Below are 15,526 nucleotides of genomic sequence, written 5' to 3' on the forward strand. Positions count from 1 at the left end.
TAGCAGTGAGGCTGGATGATTACGGCGTCTGAGTGATAGGAGAGAGTGCTAATTCTGCTCTAACACCATGCTTGTTTTGTGAAATGTTTATGGGCCATTGAATCTTGTCACAGATTTTTTGCACCAAAAGCAAACCAAGGCCAAAACTTGTGTCGCTATCGCCGTAGGTTTCGCCGTTGTCGTGGTTCTCAATAACAATATGTTCAGGTGTAACTTCAATATCCACAGTTCCCTCAAACGTGTATTGGATAGCGTTACGCAACAGGTTGTTGAGCACAATACGAGCAGGTGTGACTGGCAGGTTTTGTTCGCCCAGGTCTGGCCAATAGTTCCGGCGAATCTCAATATCTTTGCCCCGCATCAGATAAGACAGTTCATCAATCACCTCATCCACCAATTTATCCGACCGCACCTGTTTCATCGTTGGCGTTGCTGCTGTTTCACGGCTTATCCACAGCAGGGTTTCTGTGAGATTCTGCATATTGTGATTTGCGCGGCGAATACGCTCGACAGGCGATTTGATGGTGTGGTCTATTCCGATGCACTCCAGCAGTTCGATATTGGTACGAATTACTGCAATTGGCGTACGCAGCTCGTGGCTGGAATGACGCAGGAATTGCTGCTCTCGCTCAAGCAGGCTGGCAACCTTTTGAAAGGATGACTGCAACATCTGGGCAATATCATTCAACTCGCGGTAACAGAAGTCCGGAAGAGGCCTGTTAAGGGTTTCCAGAGATAGCGTGGTGGCCCAAACCGAGAGCTTTTGGGTGTGATAATGAGAACGCCGAATATAAAAACCAATGAAGAATATGACCGTGAGCAGGTAGCCGCCGCCGATCCATAAAATCTTCTTAAGCATAATATCGAAAAAGTCCTTCTCCTCTCCAGAATCAAGTAACTCACCTAAATGTTCTGAAACAACATAAAGATTTTTACCGTCGTGAAGCCGGTATTTAAAAGCCGTGAGTAAATACTCTTCTTTGGGGAAGATCAGTTTGCGAACAATGTTCTGCTCCTCCTCCGAAGGGATTAAAGCATCAAAAAAGGTGTTTGGCTCCATGGCGTCAAAGGGAATCAGTTCTCTGTAATATTCAGGAATCTGCTGTGAATCCCCAAGGTAAAACTTCAAGGTATAAGTTCTGGGCAGCGGTGTATCCGGATTCTTTCTGTACTCTTGCTCAAATGCCCGAGCTTCCATTTTCATGGGGTACTCAATGGCATTATTCAAACCCTGAATATAAAACGTGACCAGAAAATAGGTAAAAACAAGGGCTGTGCCAATGGCCAGCCCTACCAGAAAAACTGTGAACTCTCTGTCGAAAGAGCGTTGGTGGGTGCGTGCTTTGGTCATTCACTGCCTCGAATGCAGACGCCCTTGCCGGGAACCGTGTGAATCAACGGTGTGGGGAAAGGTTTATCAACCCGCTGTCGTAAATTATGCAGCAACACCCGCAGGCTGTTGGAGTCTGGCGCTTCATCGCCCCACAGAGCCTGCATCAGTTTTTGCTGAGGCACTACAGATGGGCTGGCCTGCATCAGGGTTTCCAGCAGAGTCCAGCTTTTTTACACAGCGTCAGGCCATCCATCCGTGGCATCATCAGGTCGATCAGCAGAACGTCGTAACGGTTTTCCAGAGCCAGATTCAACCCGGCCTGCCCGTTATAAGCATGATCAACACTGATCTGGTTTAAGGCCAGATAGTCGGCCACCGAAGCGGACAGATCTCTATCATCTTCAACCAGAAGAGCCAGCAGACTCATCAAGCAACTCCTTTCGAGGGGAACAGATGGTTTCTGAAAGCCTGCTTAAGAGAGCTGATATCCGAGCCAATCAACAGCAGAGCGGGTACAAGAATCAGCGTAATCACAGAGGAGAACAGAATACCGTAGCCAATAGCCAGAGCTGCAGGAATCAGGAACTGGGCATTGACAGAGGTTTCAAAAATAAGCGGCACCAGACCAATATACGTGGTCAGGGATGTAATCAGTACCGCACGCAGGCGGCCGCAGGCCGCTTCAACGATAGCCTTGCTGGTTTCCACGCCTTCCCCGGTCAGCTCGTTGTAACGGGTCACTAATAGAAGACTGTTGTTAACTACCACACCAGCCAGAGCCATAATGCCGAACACCGAGAGCACACTCACTTCCACACCGTGAAGCCAGTGGCCCAGCAGTGCGCCGATCACGCCAAAAGGAATCGCCATCATAATAATCAGTGGCTGAGTATAAGATTTCAGAGGAATCGCCAGCAATGCGAAGATAGCGAACAGTGCAGCACTAAAGGCTACCGTCATAGAGGCAGAGGTTTCCTGCTGCTGCTGGGCTTCACCATCCACTTTAATGCTCAGGTCACGGTAGTTCGCTTCCAGACGCTTGAACAGACCATCGTTCATAGCCTTGAGAATCTGGTCTGCACTCACCACGTCTTTGTCCACATCTGCGGTTACAACAGCTACACGCTGGCGGTCGATACGCTTCACTTCTGCGGCGACAGATTCCGTGCTGAGGGTAGCAACCGTGCCCAGCAGTACAACCTTGCCATCGCTGGTGCGGATACGGGCGTTGTTCAGATTGTCCAGAGACTGTCGCTTAGTGTCCTGATAACGAACCTTAACTTTAATCTCATCGCGGCCACGCTGTATGCGCTGCACTTCGTAACCCAGATAAGCATCCTGAATCTGCTGCGCCAACATGGCAACGGTCAGACCCATGGCGCGGCCAGCGGGTTTGAGGCTCAGCTCAACCTGCGCCTGTCCGGCTTTCAGGCTGTTCTGGATGGTGGAAACACCTTGATATTGGGCCAGGGCATCCATCAGCTCTTTACTGGCTGCCTGCAAAGTCTGTGGATTCAGTGCGCGCAGCTCAACCGCGATATCCGGTTCCAATTCCCAGGAGGTGAGGAACTTCGCTTTGCTCACGCCTTCCAATGCACCGATGCGAGATTCCCACATAGAAACGATATCGTTAGTGCCAATGGGGCGGTTGCTGGCTGGAGAGAGTTCCGCTGAGATAGTTACGGAGTGGTGCTTGGTCAGGGTGTGCAGATGAGCGATAGGCGCTTCTGTGAGGTTGTACTGCTCCATCAGCTCCTTGTTCAGTGCACGACCGGCTTCTTCTACCTGTACCGCCTGCTGTTGAACCAGCCCGTAACCAGCCTGATCTTCCAGCGTCAGCTGCATCTGGATAAAGTCGCTGGGAATATCCGGGAAAAACGCCACCTTAATCTTGCCGGACATCATCATGCCCATCACCGCCATAAATAACGCGATCATGACCATCAGCACGGCGTAACGGAGTTTGATAGCCGCTTCAACGACACTGTGATACTGATTCCAGGTGAAGCTGTGCAGCCCTTTGGCAATACCGCCCTGAATCTTTCCCCATACCTTGGCAACAGGATTAGCCTGATCTGGGTTGGCCAGCTTCTTCTGCTTTCTAGCTAAGTGAGCAGGCAGGATCAGCTTGGATTCAATCAGTGAGAAGATCAGGCAGAAGGTGGCCGTGATAGCGAAGTAAGCGAAGACCTCGCCCATCTCACCTTCTACAACGGTGAGTGAGATAAACGCGGCGGCCGTCGTCAATACACCAAACACAGTGGGCAGGCTGACACGCTGGGCACCACGAATGGTAGAGCTCAGTGATGCGCCATGTTTCTCCTGCTCGCTGAAAACACTTTCCCCCACAACAACGGCGTCATCCACCACGATACCCAACACCAGAATCAGGCCGAAGGTGGTGAGTTCGTTCAGGGTCATATTAAAGAACTGTGGCCCCATCAGAATCATGGCACCGGAGAATATGACTGGCAGGCCAAGGCCAACCCACAACGCCAGTCGTGCATTCAGGAACAGCGCCAGAATAATCATCACCAGCGCGATACCCATGGCACCGTTTTTCGCCAGCAGGGCAAGGCGGTTCTGGGCATACTGGCTCTGGTTGTTCCAGGCTTCCATATGCATGTTCGCAGGCAGTTCAGCGCGGAAGTCGGCGACAATCTTTTGAGCCTGCTCGCTCACGTTAATTATGTTGCCGGTTTTGTTACGCATCTGAATGTCCAGACCAATAGCTGGCTGGCCATTAAAACGGGACAGTACAGTGGATTGCTCGAAACCGTCGTGTACCGTGGCAACATCCGCCAGGGTCAGCTTTTGGCCGCTGGTGGTTTCCTTGATCACAATGCTTTCAAACTCACGGAGCCAGTAGCTCTGCTTGTCGGCCTTGATGGTCATGGTGCCATCACGGCTGAACAGCTCACCGTTGGCAACAATCGTGGAGGCATCTGCAATCTTTTCGCCGATATCGCTGATGGTCAGCCCCAAGGCCTGAAGTCTGGACTCGTCAACTTGAACAGTGATCTCCGGAGTCAGATTTCCGTTTTGCTCCACCAGGTCAATGTCCGGGTTGGCGAGCAGCTTATCCCGCAACTGTCGTGCAGTTTTCTGGAGAACATCCTGACCCACATCGCCATAAAGGCTCACGCTGATGGCGTTGGAAATGTGTTCTTTTTTGGAAACCACGGGCTTTTCTGCCGAGAGAGGCAGAGTAGAGATGCTGTCGAGCTTGTTCTTAATGTCGGTGTACAGCGTATCCAGATCATAACCGCTTTCACGGTCTACGGTGATCCGGCTGCCGCCAGCATTGGAGATACTGGTGATCTTTTTGATGCCCTGTACGGTTTGCAGGGCTTCTTCAATCTTGATGGTTACGCCTTCTTCGGATGATTTGGCGGAACCACTGTCGTAATCCACAGAAATCTTAACCGACTTAGGCTTAAGTCCCGGCCAACCTTCGATGTTGAGGTTGAGGGCGGTCATCACACCGGCCATCAAAATCAACATCATCAGCAGGTTGGCCGCAACCGGGTTGCTGGCAAACCAGGCGACAACGCCCTTGTGTTCATTAGCCTGCATTATTGGGCACCTCCTGCTTGACTCACAACTGTGCTCACGACTGTATTTTGTGCGGCCGCTTCAGTATCTCGTGTAGTGACTTTCATACCGGGCAGGTAGCTAGCCATAGGCTGGGTAATCAGCTGAATGTTCTCGGGCAGGTCAGACTGTGGAATAAACAGCTGGCCGCCGTAACCAAAGGACGGGCTGGTTTTGTGGCGTTTGAGCTCACCCTTTTCTGCATACCAGATGTAACCTTCCGGTGTGAGGGCGAAGGATGGAATTTCCATCATGCCGTTTTTCATCGCACCCTGGATTTCCACATTCACAAAGCTGCCAAACAGCAGAGGAGAGTGCTGCTCCAGTGGCTTATCCACTGCGATCACCAGAGAACGCTGTCGGGTTTCAGTACTTACGGTAGAAGACAGGCGTTTGATATGGCCTTCCCAGGACACGCTGCCATCCTGCTGGCTGACGATTTTGGCGATGACGCCATCGGTATTGGCTGGGAGCTGCTGCCATTGCACAGGGGACAGAGACAGGGTGATTTCCGCTGTATCGCTGCGCTGCAGGTTCGCCAGTGTACCGCCGGGTTGGATAAAGCTGCCCAGAGTGGCGGTTGGATTGAGAACCACCGCATCAAACGGTGCTTTTACGTGAGTGAGGCGCAGGTCGCGCTGGGCTTTTGTTACCTGAGCCTGTGCCGCTTTCAGTTTGGCTTTGGCGGCATTTAGCTGGGGAATGCGCAGTACCAGATCGCTGGGCTTTTCCTTGAACCCTGCCAGTTCCCAGTTCTGCCGAGCCTGACTGTGCTGCTGTTCTTCCTGTTGCAGCGCCAGCTCTGCTTCGCTCAGGGCTTGTTGGGCGTTGGCGAGAGCCACCTGAAACTCGGTGTCGTCCAGACGCAGCAGATCTTCACCTTTACGTACCTGTGCACCGTCGGCAAAGGCCGGGTTTTGCCAGATCACACGGCCAGTGACTTCTGAACCAAGGGCGAGGTTATTCACAGCTTTCACTTCACCGTAAGCCTCAATCACGCCGTGATAACTTCCGGCCGTTACGTTTTTTACGGTAACCAGTGGGGCGCGGGCCGCTTCTTCCCAAACCGGAGGGGCTGGCTGGTTGCTGATGGCGTATTGGTTGTGAAAGTAAGTGGCTGGAAGCAGGGCAAAAGCCAGGCCGGTTATCAGAGCCGGTTTGATTTTTTTCTGTGCAGTCATGGTTCTTAGACTCCTTTGCCCAGGGCCAGACTCAGAGTAATCCGGTTTGTCAGACGGGCTTGCTGTGTTTGCAGAAGTTGAATGCGTGCGTCGTATACACGCTGCTGTGCGTTGAGCAGATCCAGAATTTCGCCCACACCATCACGGTAAAGGCCCTGGTAATAGTTCAGGCTGTTTTCTGAATGCGTCAGCGCGGTGCGCAGGAAAGTCTGTTGTTCTGCCAGTGTGGCTTCGCTGCCCAGAGAGGTTTCCACCTCGTTCAGGGCTGTGAGAACAACATCCTTGTAGGCAAGGTAGCTTTGCTCGGCCTGCAAGTCTGCAATCTTTCAGCGGCCTTTAAATGACCACCGTCAAACAGTGGTGCAGTCAGGTTGCCCAGAAGATTCCACACAACGGCGCCAGAGAGCAGATCATCCAGATGGGGGCGGGACTGGCTGATGGTACTGCTCAGCTTGAAAGCGGGAAGCAGGTTCTTTTCTGCGACAGCATGCTCGGCGTTGGCAGCGCGCACTTTCTCGTAGGCGGATTTCAGGTCTGGGCGGTTGGCAATCACGTCCGCAGGAATCCACACTGGAGGGGCGGGAATATCCAGCTTGACAGCAGGTTTTGGCAGCGTATCGGTTTTCAGGTTGCCACGGAGCACGGCGAGGTTCCGGTAAGCATCTCTCTGTTCCTGCTGCATGGCCGACAGCTTGGCACTGGCCTGAGCGCTGGAGGCGCGGGCGGCTTCCATATCATTCAGTTTGCCGTTGCCGGTGAGGTAACGGTTTTTGATGATCTCTTCTGTGGCCAGCAGGCTGTGGATGCGGGACTGTTCGGTTTCAATCATTTGCTGGCGCAGGGTGATATCAATCCATGCTTTGATCACCTGCGCGGCCAGAGAGTCCCGTGCAGCTTGATAATCCAGTTCCATAGCCCTGGTTTGGGCATTGGCAGCAAAGCTGGCATTGGCTAAACGACCCCAGACGTCCGCTTCCCAGCTCAGGTTTACACCCAGTTTGTATTCGTTATTAATAGGGGCGGAGCCGCCCTGTGTCATGCGGCTTTTGCCCAATTCAATATCCGCTGTGGGTAAACGACCAGCGTCGGTTTGACGTTGTTGCAGCCTCTGAATCTGAAGGTTGATCGCTGTTTTTTGCAGGTTGGAGTTAGCTGTGAGAGTTTCTTCCACTAACTGTCTCAGTTGCGGATCATTGATCTCGTCCAGCAGGCTTGTGGTAATGCTGTTTTGATTTACGGTGTTGCCTGCAGGTTCCTGCCAGCTGACAGGTGTAGCAACCTGTGGGTCAAAGTTTTTTATGGCAGAGCTGCTACAGGCTGTGAGTAGCGTTGCCGAGATGGCTATTGAGAGGATTTGAAACTTTCGCGAAAACACCGTGATGCGCCCCATTATGAGTGTTGGGGCACATTTTTACGGAAAGGACGTTAACGGCGTGTTAATGGTGTCTTTAGATCGAAACGATATCCGCTACCCGAATCAGTTCCGGATCCATATCCGGTGTTTCCTTACAGGCTTTTTCCAGCCCGGTGAGAGTAATACGGTTGTCCCGCAGGCCAACCATCACGCCAGATGTACCATCTCTGAGTGTATCCACAGCGGCCACACCCAACCGGCTTGCCAGCACTCTGTCGGCACAGGTGGGGCGGCCTCCTCTTTGCAGGTGTCCGAGCACCGTTACCCGTGTGCTGTAGCCGGGGAGCTTTTCTTCTACTGTTTTTGCCAGCTCGAATACGCCCCCGCTTTTGTCGCCTTCTGCCACAATCACAATACTGGAGGTTTTTCCTGCGCGGTCGCTGCGGTTCAGAGAATGCAACAGGTAATCAATATCACGGGATTTTTCCGGAATTAAAATCTCTTCACTGCCTGCGCCAATGCCTGCATAGAGAGCAATGTATCCTGCATCACGCCCCATGACTTCAATAATAAACAGCCGGTTGTGTGATGTGGCGGTGTCGCGGATTTTATCGACAGCCTCCTGCACGGTATTGATGGCCGTATCAAACCCAATAGTGAAATCAGTGCCATAAATATCGTTATCAATGGTGCCGGGAATACCAACCACAGGAATGTGTTGCTCGCGTGCCAGAAGGGTGGCTCCGGTGAACGAGCCATCACCGCCTATCACTACCAGTGCTTCAATGCCAGATTCCCGGAGCTGCTCTGCAGCCTTGGCACGACCTTCCGGCTTGTAAAATTCCATACACCGGGCGGATTTCAGAAAGGTACCGCCCTGATTCACAATATTGGACACAGAGCGGGAGTTCAGAAGCGTGAGCTTACCTTCCAGAAGGCCTGTGTAGCCTTCCGAAATACCTGTTACTTTAATGTTGTGATAAATCGCGCTGCGGGCAACAGCTCGCACTGCCGCGTTCATACCCGGAGCATCGCCGCCGGATGTAAGTACACCAATATGTTGCAGGGTTGTCATAAGAGCATCTCTAACAAACGTGGAGCGAGTATGGAACAGTTGCCATAATTCGCCATTTTTGCTCCTCAAATCATCACAATCGTGCCACCACATTGCCCCTTTTGTTGCGTGTAATAGATCGTGTCAAAACAATTGAATCGCAGAGAAAGGGATACCCGAATGACTACCAGCCAAAAAAAACGTAACACATCTCGTTTGTCAGCTATGGCACTGGCCTTGGGCATGGCTGCTACCGCCGCGATGCCTGCGCAGGCACAAACAGTGAATCAGCAGCAAGGTGAGTGGACGAAAACGAAAACCAGCATTGTGGCAGGAACCACAATTGCCGGCACGGTGCTGGCTGGCCCTATAGGTTTAGTATTGGGTCTGGCAGCGGGTGACCAGCTGGGGAACAGTGTGAACAAGGCCAATGCTGCCGATGGGAAAATGGCGGATATGGCCGCCGAGCGGGATCAGGCTATCGCGCAGCTGACCAAGGTTCAGGAGCAACTGATTACTGCCCGTGAAGAGGCTGGGCGCTATCAAACGCTGGCTATGAACTCCCTGCAGCTGAATGTAATGTTCAGTACGTCTGGGGATACTCTGAATGCTCGGGACAAAGCTCGCCTGGATGTGCTCGCCCGCTTGCTGAAAGAACAACCTCAGCTAATGGTGCAGCTGGAAGGCTTTGCAGACCCCCGTGGCAGCGAAGCGTTCAACCAGAAACTGTCTGAGCGCCGAGCTGCAAGTGTCAGCAATTATCTGGCGGAACAGGGGGTTGAAGGTTATCGCATTAACCAGTCAGCCTACGGCTCCAGCCAGTCCGAAGCGCCGCAGAATAATCTGGATGCCTACGCTATGGAGCGTGTGGTTACCGTGAAACTGCAGGAGAGCCGTGAAGGTTACGCTGCGAAGTAAGGTTCATTGGCTCTATAACGCTCCCTCCTCAGGTGGGAGCATCGGCTGGCGGGAAAAAAGAGGCTTATGTGGTAACCTGTGCAGGCTTTTCAGGGAATGCCGGTTTAATAAAGATGCCCCGCCATATCGCAATTGTGGAAGATGAACCCGCTATCGCAGCGAACTACCGTGATGCTTTTCAGCGTTACGGCTTCACCGTGAGCCATTTTGCCGACAGGCCGTCGGCACTGGCTGGTTTTCGTCTGGGGTTGCCAGACCTGGCGGTGATTGATGTGGGGTTGGGGGATGAGTTTGAAGGCGGCTTCGACCTGTGCCGCGAACTGCGCAGTCAGGCACCGGCACTGCCTATCGTCTTTCTTACCGCGCGGGATGATGAGCTGGATGTGATTTCCGGCCTGCGTCTCGGTGCGGACGACTACCTTACCAAAGATATAAGCATCGCCCATATGATGGCGCGGGTGAATGCCCTGTTACGCCGGGTGGATATGATAAACGTGCCGAAGGAACAGGATGACGTTCTGGAGCGGGGTAAGCTGGCGATCAACATTGATCGTATGTCTGTCAGCTGGGATAAACAGCCGGTAGACCTGACAGTGACAGAATTCTGGATTGTTCACAGCCTGGCCCGTCACCCCGGGCAGGTGCGTAACCGCCAACAGTTGATGGATGCGGCACAAACGGTGCTCGACAATAATACGGTCACCTCCCATATCAAGCGTATTCGTAAAAAGTTTCAGGCCGTGGATGCCGGATTTGGCGCTATCGAAACCGCTTATGGCATGGGTTATCGCTGGAGCAGCCAGTAAATGCGCCTGAGCCGCCAGCTGTTACTGGTCAGCCTGCTGGTGTTTGTTCTTCCGGTGGCCGGTATCCGCTGGATTCAGGAGATGGAGCTTACCTTTCGGGATCAGCAAACCCAGGTGCTGGAAGCCTCACTGCAGGCTACGGCTGCGAACCTTTCCTTAAGAGGTGTTTTGCCCGAACCGGTTCAGGCTCAGGGTGCGGTTTATGTTCAGCCCGTGGGCGTGGATCTGGTGATGGATGGCTACTTTGAAGACTGGCAGGCGCAGCAGCTTACCAGCCGACGTTATTCAGACGACGGTGACCCAAGGGTTCAGTTCTCTGCCGCAACCGATGGCACCAATTTCTACCTTGCCTTTCGCATAGCCCAGAGCAGAACCACCTATTACAACCCTGTTGGTGTGCCCCTGAAAAATGGTGACAGAGTTCAGCTGTCCGTTGAAGAAGGGAGCAATGTTCAGCACTACACCGTGGTGACGGAAGCGCCGGGGCAGGTGGTTGCACGCTTTATACAACACTGGAATGGTATCAATCGTGTAGTACGGGAGAATCGCATTCGTGGTGTATGGCGGGATACTCCCGAGGGCTATCAGCTGGAACTGATGATGCCTTTGGCCATGGCGGGCAAACGGTTTGGCTTTCGAGTTGTATCCGGTGCAACGGAGCAATGGGTAGGCTCGACAGGTTCGAATGAGGAAACGGTGGATGACGAACTGGGGCAGCTGATACTCCCCAATCAGCATTTAAGCCGTGTTCTGGATGTGTTTCTGGACAGTGATATGCGCCTCGGGGTGATTGACTCTGCAGGCTGGCAGATTGCCAGTACCTCGTCGTTCAATATTCATGAAACCCATGAAAGTGAACCGTTCTGGCTGGTGAGCTGGCTTTACCGGATGATTCTGAGCTGGAATCACCTGCCTGATTATCAAAACTACTGGCGCAGGGGGGGCTGGCAAAACAGTGGCCTGAGTGCAGCCCTTGATGGCCAACCCGTTGTGCTGTGGACGCGGGAGAATAACCGTTACCGTTTGCTGGCGTCCTTGCCTCTGGTAAAGGATGGCAATGTGGTAGGAGCGTTGATTGCGGAGCAGGGCAGTCAGGCGGTTTTGTCTTTGGCCAGCCGCTCTTTTGATCGTTTGTTTTCCCTGAGCTTTCTGGCGATTGTGCTCGTGTCTGGCGGTTTGCTGGGTTATGCCTCATGGCTGTCGTTTCGTATCCGCAAACTTCATCAGGCGACAGAGCAGTGCATCAACAAAGATGGTCGGTTACAGGCTCGCTTTCCGGCGAGCGACTCGGCTGATGAGTTAGGGGAGCTTTCCCGCAGCATTGCTGCCATGGTTACACGACAGGGAAATCATACTGAGTACCTGCGATCACTGGGCAGTAAACTTTCCCATGAGTTACGTACGCCGCTGGCGGTTGTCCGTTCGTCCCTCGATAATCTTGCCCATGAACAGATGGGGGAACAGGGGAAGGTTTATGTTTCCCGGGCTTTGGCAGGGGCTGACCGCCTTGGTGGTTTGCTGAACAATATCAGTGAAGCGACGCGTCTGGAAAACATGATTGCAGATTCCAGCCATGAGCGGGAAACCGTTGATCTTCGCCAGATGCTGGGCGATTTGTTTCAGGCTTACTCCAGCGTTTATCCCGGTACACAGTTCAAACTGCAGAACATTGATGAACCCTGTCGTATGTCTATCGCACCGGAGTTGGTGGTGCAGGCGATGGATAAGCTGGTGTCCAATGCTGTGGACTTCTGCAATGACGATGGAGCGGTAACCCTGCGACTGGAAAACATTCAGGGGAGCCCTGTTATCTCTGTGGAAAATGATGGCCCGCTGTTGCCGGATACGCCTGATGGTCAGTTGTTTGATTCCATGTTCTCAGTGCGAACGGCAAGGGGAGAAAAACTTCACCTTGGTCTTGGGCTCTACATTGTTCGACTGGTGATGCAAGCTCACAGGGGGGAGGCACTGGCTCGCAATCGGCTTGATCAAACGGGTGTCGTGTTCTCTCTGGCTTTTCCGGAAGAGGTATAAAAAAAGAGCCGGCGAACCGGCTCAAATAACATGGAGTCTTTCTGTTATAAGTGAAAATCAGTGATATTGGTTGGCCCGCCAGTGAAGAGCCAACCGCCCAGTTTCGCCAGACCGCGGAACGGCATAGCCACCAGCATGTGGCGATTACTATATTGGGGTTCGAACTCGTCACCCTCATCACTCTCATCATCTCTTGTGACCGTTTCGTCAGCCTCCGGAGCTGTGACGAAAACCTCTTCTTCCCTGTCTTCCTCTTTGCACAGCACCTGCGGTTTTCTTCGTTCTTCAAGGGACTCCATAAATTGCTTGTCCACGTTGATTGCTGTCAGGTCGGTGTCGTCCACATAGAGGACGCATTCCCGAACAGGTTTTACAAGCTCAAGGTTTTGATGGGTCGCCTCATACTGCTTCTGTAGCGCTGCCAGCTCTTGATGCAGTTCGTTATTTGTCTCTCGCAGCCGCTTCACTTCGTCCTGCTTGGGAGCCAGCGCTGCATTGTAAAGCCTGGTTGCCTGATCATGGGTAGTTTTGCTGGCCAGATGTGCTTGTTGTTCTCTTTCCAGCTGTATCTTTCTGGCCTCATTGTGCTTGATATGTTTTTTCTGGATATCTTCCTGGTTTTCAAGGGCCTGCGTCAGGTTGTTGATTTGCTCCTGTTTTGCAGCCAGCTCGATTTGCATTCTTTGTGCAATCTGCGATTTGTTAATAACATCGGCTTTTGTTCTTCTGGCTTCAAGAATTGCATTGGCAGCATTTCCGAACATTTCAGCCTGCTTGAGGGTTTCTGTGGCCTGAGCCATTTCACGCCATGTATCAAAGCGAGTGGCCAGGAAGCGAATACCGCACAAAACACCACCAACCCCCAATGCCAGAGGAAGGGCGGCAGGTACAGGAACAGGGGTGAACAATGTTGCCAGTTTTGCAATCTGCGGTGTGCATGCCAAGGCCGCCTGTATTGTCAGGCCATACTTTATGAGCCCCCATTTTCCAATACTTCTTTCTGCCAGGGCCCTTTGCTTGAGGCCTTTATTCGTCAGCTCCGTTTTACGGTCTGTCAACAGGGTAAGCTTCTCATCATTCTCAGCGGGAATGCTTGCTGCACGCATACGAATGGTTTTGTTTTCCTGCTCTTGCTCATAACCGTTTTTAGTGCGCGAGGCGACTTTGTAAATAGCGCCGAGTACCGGCGTTGCTGCAATAAAGCCAAACAGGCCGCCAGCGCCCGCAGTTGCGAGAGAGACTTTTTCTCCGCCAGGTACAGTGATGGTTCTCTGCAGGAGTTTCAGGAACTTAGGCGCATTTTCACCAATAGCACCAGCAGCCGAGAGCTGGGTGTTGTGAATGCTGTTATAGATACCGGTAGAGACTGGGCTCAAGTACGGCCTGGCTGTTTGCCAGAGGGTTTTCATACCGCCCCAAATCGCTTTTGCACAGGTATCGGCCTTCTCGGGTAAGGATGTGGCCGCCAGCGAGGCTGGCGTAAAAGTCGTCAGGCAGGCTGCTTTCTTGTAAAGGTTGTTGAATGGCATAGCAAGACCTCCGTGTCTTGTTCGCAGTCGATCATGAAATCACAACAGACTCTGGGTTCACAGAGTCGTCTGTCAGAGATAAATAAAGAGATTTTTGCGGGTTCACTGATGCTGTTACCTGTGCAGAAGAGAACGCTGGTATTTCTAGAAGGCTATGACGGCGACTTAACCTGCCTTTGTTGGTGAGGTCAGCAGGAATCTCTGGTGCTGTCTTAAAGTCTTCGATGTCTTTTCTCCGAGCTTCCAGCTGTTCGAGAAGCCTGGTGTTCTCCTGTTGGAGGGCCTTCTTCTCTTCTTCCAGTTGTCTGCTGGTTTCAGTAAACAGGACGTTGGACTGATTTGCAGCGTCTTTAGTCGCTGTGTGTGCTGTTTTCTCAGTATCCAGCTTTCTCATGGTCTCTTGATGATCTTTGACCAGCTCCTCTTGAGATGTCTTATTTCTATTACATGTTTGCGTTAACTCGTTGATGACCTCAGCACCCTCATCTATCTGGGCCCTCAACTCTTCCAGCTCAGCATCCTTATCAGAAGAGTCTTTAGCATCTTGAATAGCACTGGCGCAGTCTTCAGCGGCTAGACGGAATACTGCAGCCTGTTCCATAGTTTCGTTCGCCTGTATTTTTTCTCTCCAGGCATCAAAGCGAGCAGTAATAAAGCGAATGCCACAAAGACCTGCCCCAACACCAAGAGCGATTGGCAGAACAGCGGGGGTGGAGACCGGGCATGCCAGAGAAATCAGTGTGCCAATTTGTGGAGCAACTAGAACGGGTGTAATAAATGTACCGGCGTACTTGATCAACCCCCACCATCCCAGATCGCTGCCAGCCACATTACGTTGCTTGAGAGCACGGTCTTCCAGAGTTTTTGCACGCCCTTCAAGTTTATCCATTTTTGCCTGCAGGTCTGTAGAAGGCAGAGCATGAACATCTCTGAGAACATTGTCGTTGGTTCTGTTTTGCAGCATGCCACGTAAAGTGCGGCTACCCGCTTTGCAGATGGCGCCAAGAACAGGGGTTGCCGCCAGCAGACCAACACCTGCGCCTGCACCGGCTACGTGCATTGGAATGTCAGTAGTGCCAACGGTCGTTGCTGTGGTGGAGGCAAAGGCTTTCAAACCTGGCAACACACCTTCCGCATGAGTGACTGCCCAGCTTTGCAGAGATTTGATAGGGGCAGGAGCTGATGCTGAAAACGCAATGAGTTTTGGCTTAGCCGTGTATTCACAGAAGTTCTTGAACCCGTTCCAGTGGTGGGCCAGATTCATTTTTTCCAAAAATGTCAGAGGCTTCTGGCACACACCAGCTGCTGTACTGTTGGGCGTGCCCGCTATAGCGGAATTTATGTTTGGCAATGACATATCAAGACCTCCATGTCTCAAGTTCGGGTACATTTGACCAAAGTCGTACCAGCTCATGATCCTTCAGAGCTGGCTAGTTACCCATATTGACTGTGAGGTTTGATAAAAGTTCACGAAGCGTTGTCTGGCTTCTGTTTGACAGGGTTTGACATTTCTATCAGAGTTCGGCGTTATAAAACGGTTACAGCATACTTATCAATGGTTACCTGACCGCTGGTAGCCAGTGTCAGCTCCCACTCTTCGTTTACCAGCATATCGATTTTCTCGCCGCTGAATGTGTCGGAAATCAGCTTTACGCGAACATCAACAGCGAATTTGCCTTCGCCCTTATCCTTGATCTGAACCTGCTGAACCCGATGGTCGCAA

At 52.2% G+C, this 15,526-nt stretch carries 14 protein-coding genes; 3 read left to right on the forward strand and 11 right to left on the reverse strand.

Annotated elements, in window-relative coordinates; all coding sequences use genetic code 11:
- Positions 1–19: 19 nt before the first annotated feature.
- The 8 genes from E1189_RS11095 to pfkA form a co-directional block, all read right to left on the reverse strand.
- Positions 20–1,351: a sensor histidine kinase gene (locus E1189_RS11095; protein WP_155160341.1), complete on the reverse strand. Its 1,332-nt coding sequence runs from the start codon at positions 1,349–1,351 to the stop codon at positions 20–22.
- Positions 1,348–1,536, reverse strand: coding sequence for a helix-turn-helix domain-containing protein (locus E1189_RS26345; RefSeq protein WP_456238837.1), 189 nt, complete (start codon positions 1,534–1,536; stop codon positions 1,348–1,350). Before E1189_RS26345 ends, E1189_RS11095 begins: the two co-directional genes overlap by 4 nt.
- The gene (locus tag E1189_RS26350) at positions 1,536–1,760 is read right to left on the reverse strand and encodes a response regulator (RefSeq protein WP_456238838.1); all 225 of its coding nucleotides are present in this window, start codon (positions 1,758–1,760) and stop codon (positions 1,536–1,538) included. The genes E1189_RS26345 and E1189_RS26350 overlap by 1 nt, the downstream gene beginning before the upstream one ends.
- A complete protein-coding gene (locus E1189_RS11105; RefSeq protein ID WP_155160343.1) occupies positions 1,760–4,909 on the reverse strand; it encodes an efflux RND transporter permease subunit in 3,150 nt (1,049 codons plus the stop codon). The genes E1189_RS26350 and E1189_RS11105 overlap by 1 nt, the downstream gene beginning before the upstream one ends.
- The gene (locus E1189_RS11110) at positions 4,909–6,108 is read right to left on the reverse strand and encodes an efflux RND transporter periplasmic adaptor subunit (protein ID WP_155160345.1); all 1,200 of its coding nucleotides are present in this window, start codon (positions 6,106–6,108) and stop codon (positions 4,909–4,911) included. Before E1189_RS11110 ends, E1189_RS11105 begins: the two co-directional genes overlap by 1 nt.
- Before the next feature lie 5 nt (positions 6,109–6,113).
- On the reverse strand, positions 6,114–6,422 hold the full coding sequence (locus E1189_RS25775) for a TolC family protein (protein ID WP_155160348.1): 309 nt from the start codon (positions 6,420–6,422) through the stop codon (positions 6,114–6,116).
- Entirely contained in the window at positions 6,368–7,483 is a 1,116-nt protein-coding gene (locus E1189_RS11120; protein ID WP_196221382.1) for a TolC family protein, read from the reverse strand. Before E1189_RS11120 ends, E1189_RS25775 begins: the two co-directional genes overlap by 55 nt.
- 73 nt (positions 7,484–7,556) lie before the next feature.
- Positions 7,557–8,537, reverse strand: coding sequence for a 6-phosphofructokinase (gene pfkA / locus E1189_RS11125; RefSeq protein ID WP_155160352.1), 981 nt, complete (start codon positions 8,535–8,537; stop codon positions 7,557–7,559).
- 159 nt (positions 8,538–8,696) lie between these two features.
- Here pfkA and E1189_RS11130 point away from each other — a divergent pair, with 159 nt between their 5' ends.
- The 3 genes from E1189_RS11130 (at position 8,697) to E1189_RS11140 (ending at position 12,274) form a co-directional block, all read left to right on the forward strand.
- Entirely contained in the window at positions 8,697–9,434 is a 738-nt protein-coding gene (locus E1189_RS11130; RefSeq protein WP_155160354.1) for an OmpA family protein, read from the forward strand.
- Positions 9,435–9,547: 113 nt separating this feature from the next.
- The gene (pdsR, locus tag E1189_RS11135) at positions 9,548–10,240 is read left to right on the forward strand and encodes a proteobacterial dedicated sortase system response regulator (protein ID WP_155160356.1); all 693 of its coding nucleotides are present in this window, start codon (positions 9,548–9,550) and stop codon (positions 10,238–10,240) included.
- The gene (locus E1189_RS11140) at positions 10,241–12,274 is read left to right on the forward strand and encodes an ATP-binding protein (RefSeq protein ID WP_155160358.1); all 2,034 of its coding nucleotides are present in this window, start codon (positions 10,241–10,243) and stop codon (positions 12,272–12,274) included.
- A gap of 44 nt (positions 12,275–12,318) precedes the next feature.
- Here the strand turns inward: E1189_RS11140 and E1189_RS11145 are convergent, their stop codons facing one another.
- From E1189_RS11145 to E1189_RS23890, 3 genes are all read right to left on the reverse strand, one after another.
- Positions 12,319–13,803 carry a synaptonemal complex protein 1 gene (locus E1189_RS11145; RefSeq protein WP_155160360.1) on the reverse strand — a complete coding sequence of 495 codons (1,485 nt, stop codon included), beginning with the start codon at positions 13,801–13,803 and terminating at the stop codon, positions 12,319–12,321.
- Between the two features lie 31 nt (positions 13,804–13,834).
- Positions 13,835–15,160, reverse strand: a complete 1,326-nt coding sequence (locus tag E1189_RS11150; protein WP_155160362.1) for a hypothetical protein — start codon at positions 15,158–15,160, stop codon at positions 13,835–13,837.
- A gap of 170 nt (positions 15,161–15,330) precedes the next feature.
- On the reverse strand, positions 15,331–15,526 hold a 196-nt coding region (locus E1189_RS23890; RefSeq protein WP_230460330.1), incomplete at its 5' end, for a hypothetical protein.

This window comes from Parendozoicomonas verongulae (genome assembly GCF_009711465.1).
Lineage (GTDB): Bacteria > Pseudomonadota > Gammaproteobacteria > Pseudomonadales > Endozoicomonadaceae > Sansalvadorimonas > Sansalvadorimonas verongulae.

Coding starts and splice junctions, on each gene's coding strand:
- E1189_RS11095 (WP_155160341.1), bottom strand. CDS start 1,351: ATGACCAAAGCACGCACCCACCAACGCTCTTTCGACAGAGAGTTCACA.
- E1189_RS26345 (WP_456238837.1), bottom strand. CDS start 1,536: ATGCAGGCCAGCCCATCTGTAGTGCCTCAGCAAAAACTGATGCAGGCT.
- E1189_RS26350 (WP_456238838.1), bottom strand. CDS start 1,760: ATGAGTCTGCTGGCTCTTCTGGTTGAAGATGATAGAGATCTGTCCGCT.
- E1189_RS11105 (WP_155160343.1), bottom strand. CDS start 4,909: ATGCAGGCTAATGAACACAAGGGCGTTGTCGCCTGGTTTGCCAGCAAC.
- E1189_RS11110 (WP_155160345.1), bottom strand. CDS start 6,108: ATGACTGCACAGAAAAAAATCAAACCGGCTCTGATAACCGGCCTGGCT.
- pfkA (WP_155160352.1), bottom strand. CDS start 8,537: ATGACAACCCTGCAACATATTGGTGTACTTACATCCGGCGGCGATGCT.
- E1189_RS11130 (WP_155160354.1), top strand. CDS start 8,697: ATGACTACCAGCCAAAAAAAACGTAACACATCTCGTTTGTCAGCTATG.
- pdsR (WP_155160356.1), top strand. CDS start 9,548: ATGCCCCGCCATATCGCAATTGTGGAAGATGAACCCGCTATCGCAGCG.
- E1189_RS11140 (WP_155160358.1), top strand. CDS start 10,241: ATGCGCCTGAGCCGCCAGCTGTTACTGGTCAGCCTGCTGGTGTTTGTT.
- E1189_RS11145 (WP_155160360.1), bottom strand. CDS start 13,803: ATGCCATTCAACAACCTTTACAAGAAAGCAGCCTGCCTGACGACTTTT.
- E1189_RS11150 (WP_155160362.1), bottom strand. CDS start 15,160: ATGTCATTGCCAAACATAAATTCCGCTATAGCGGGCACGCCCAACAGT.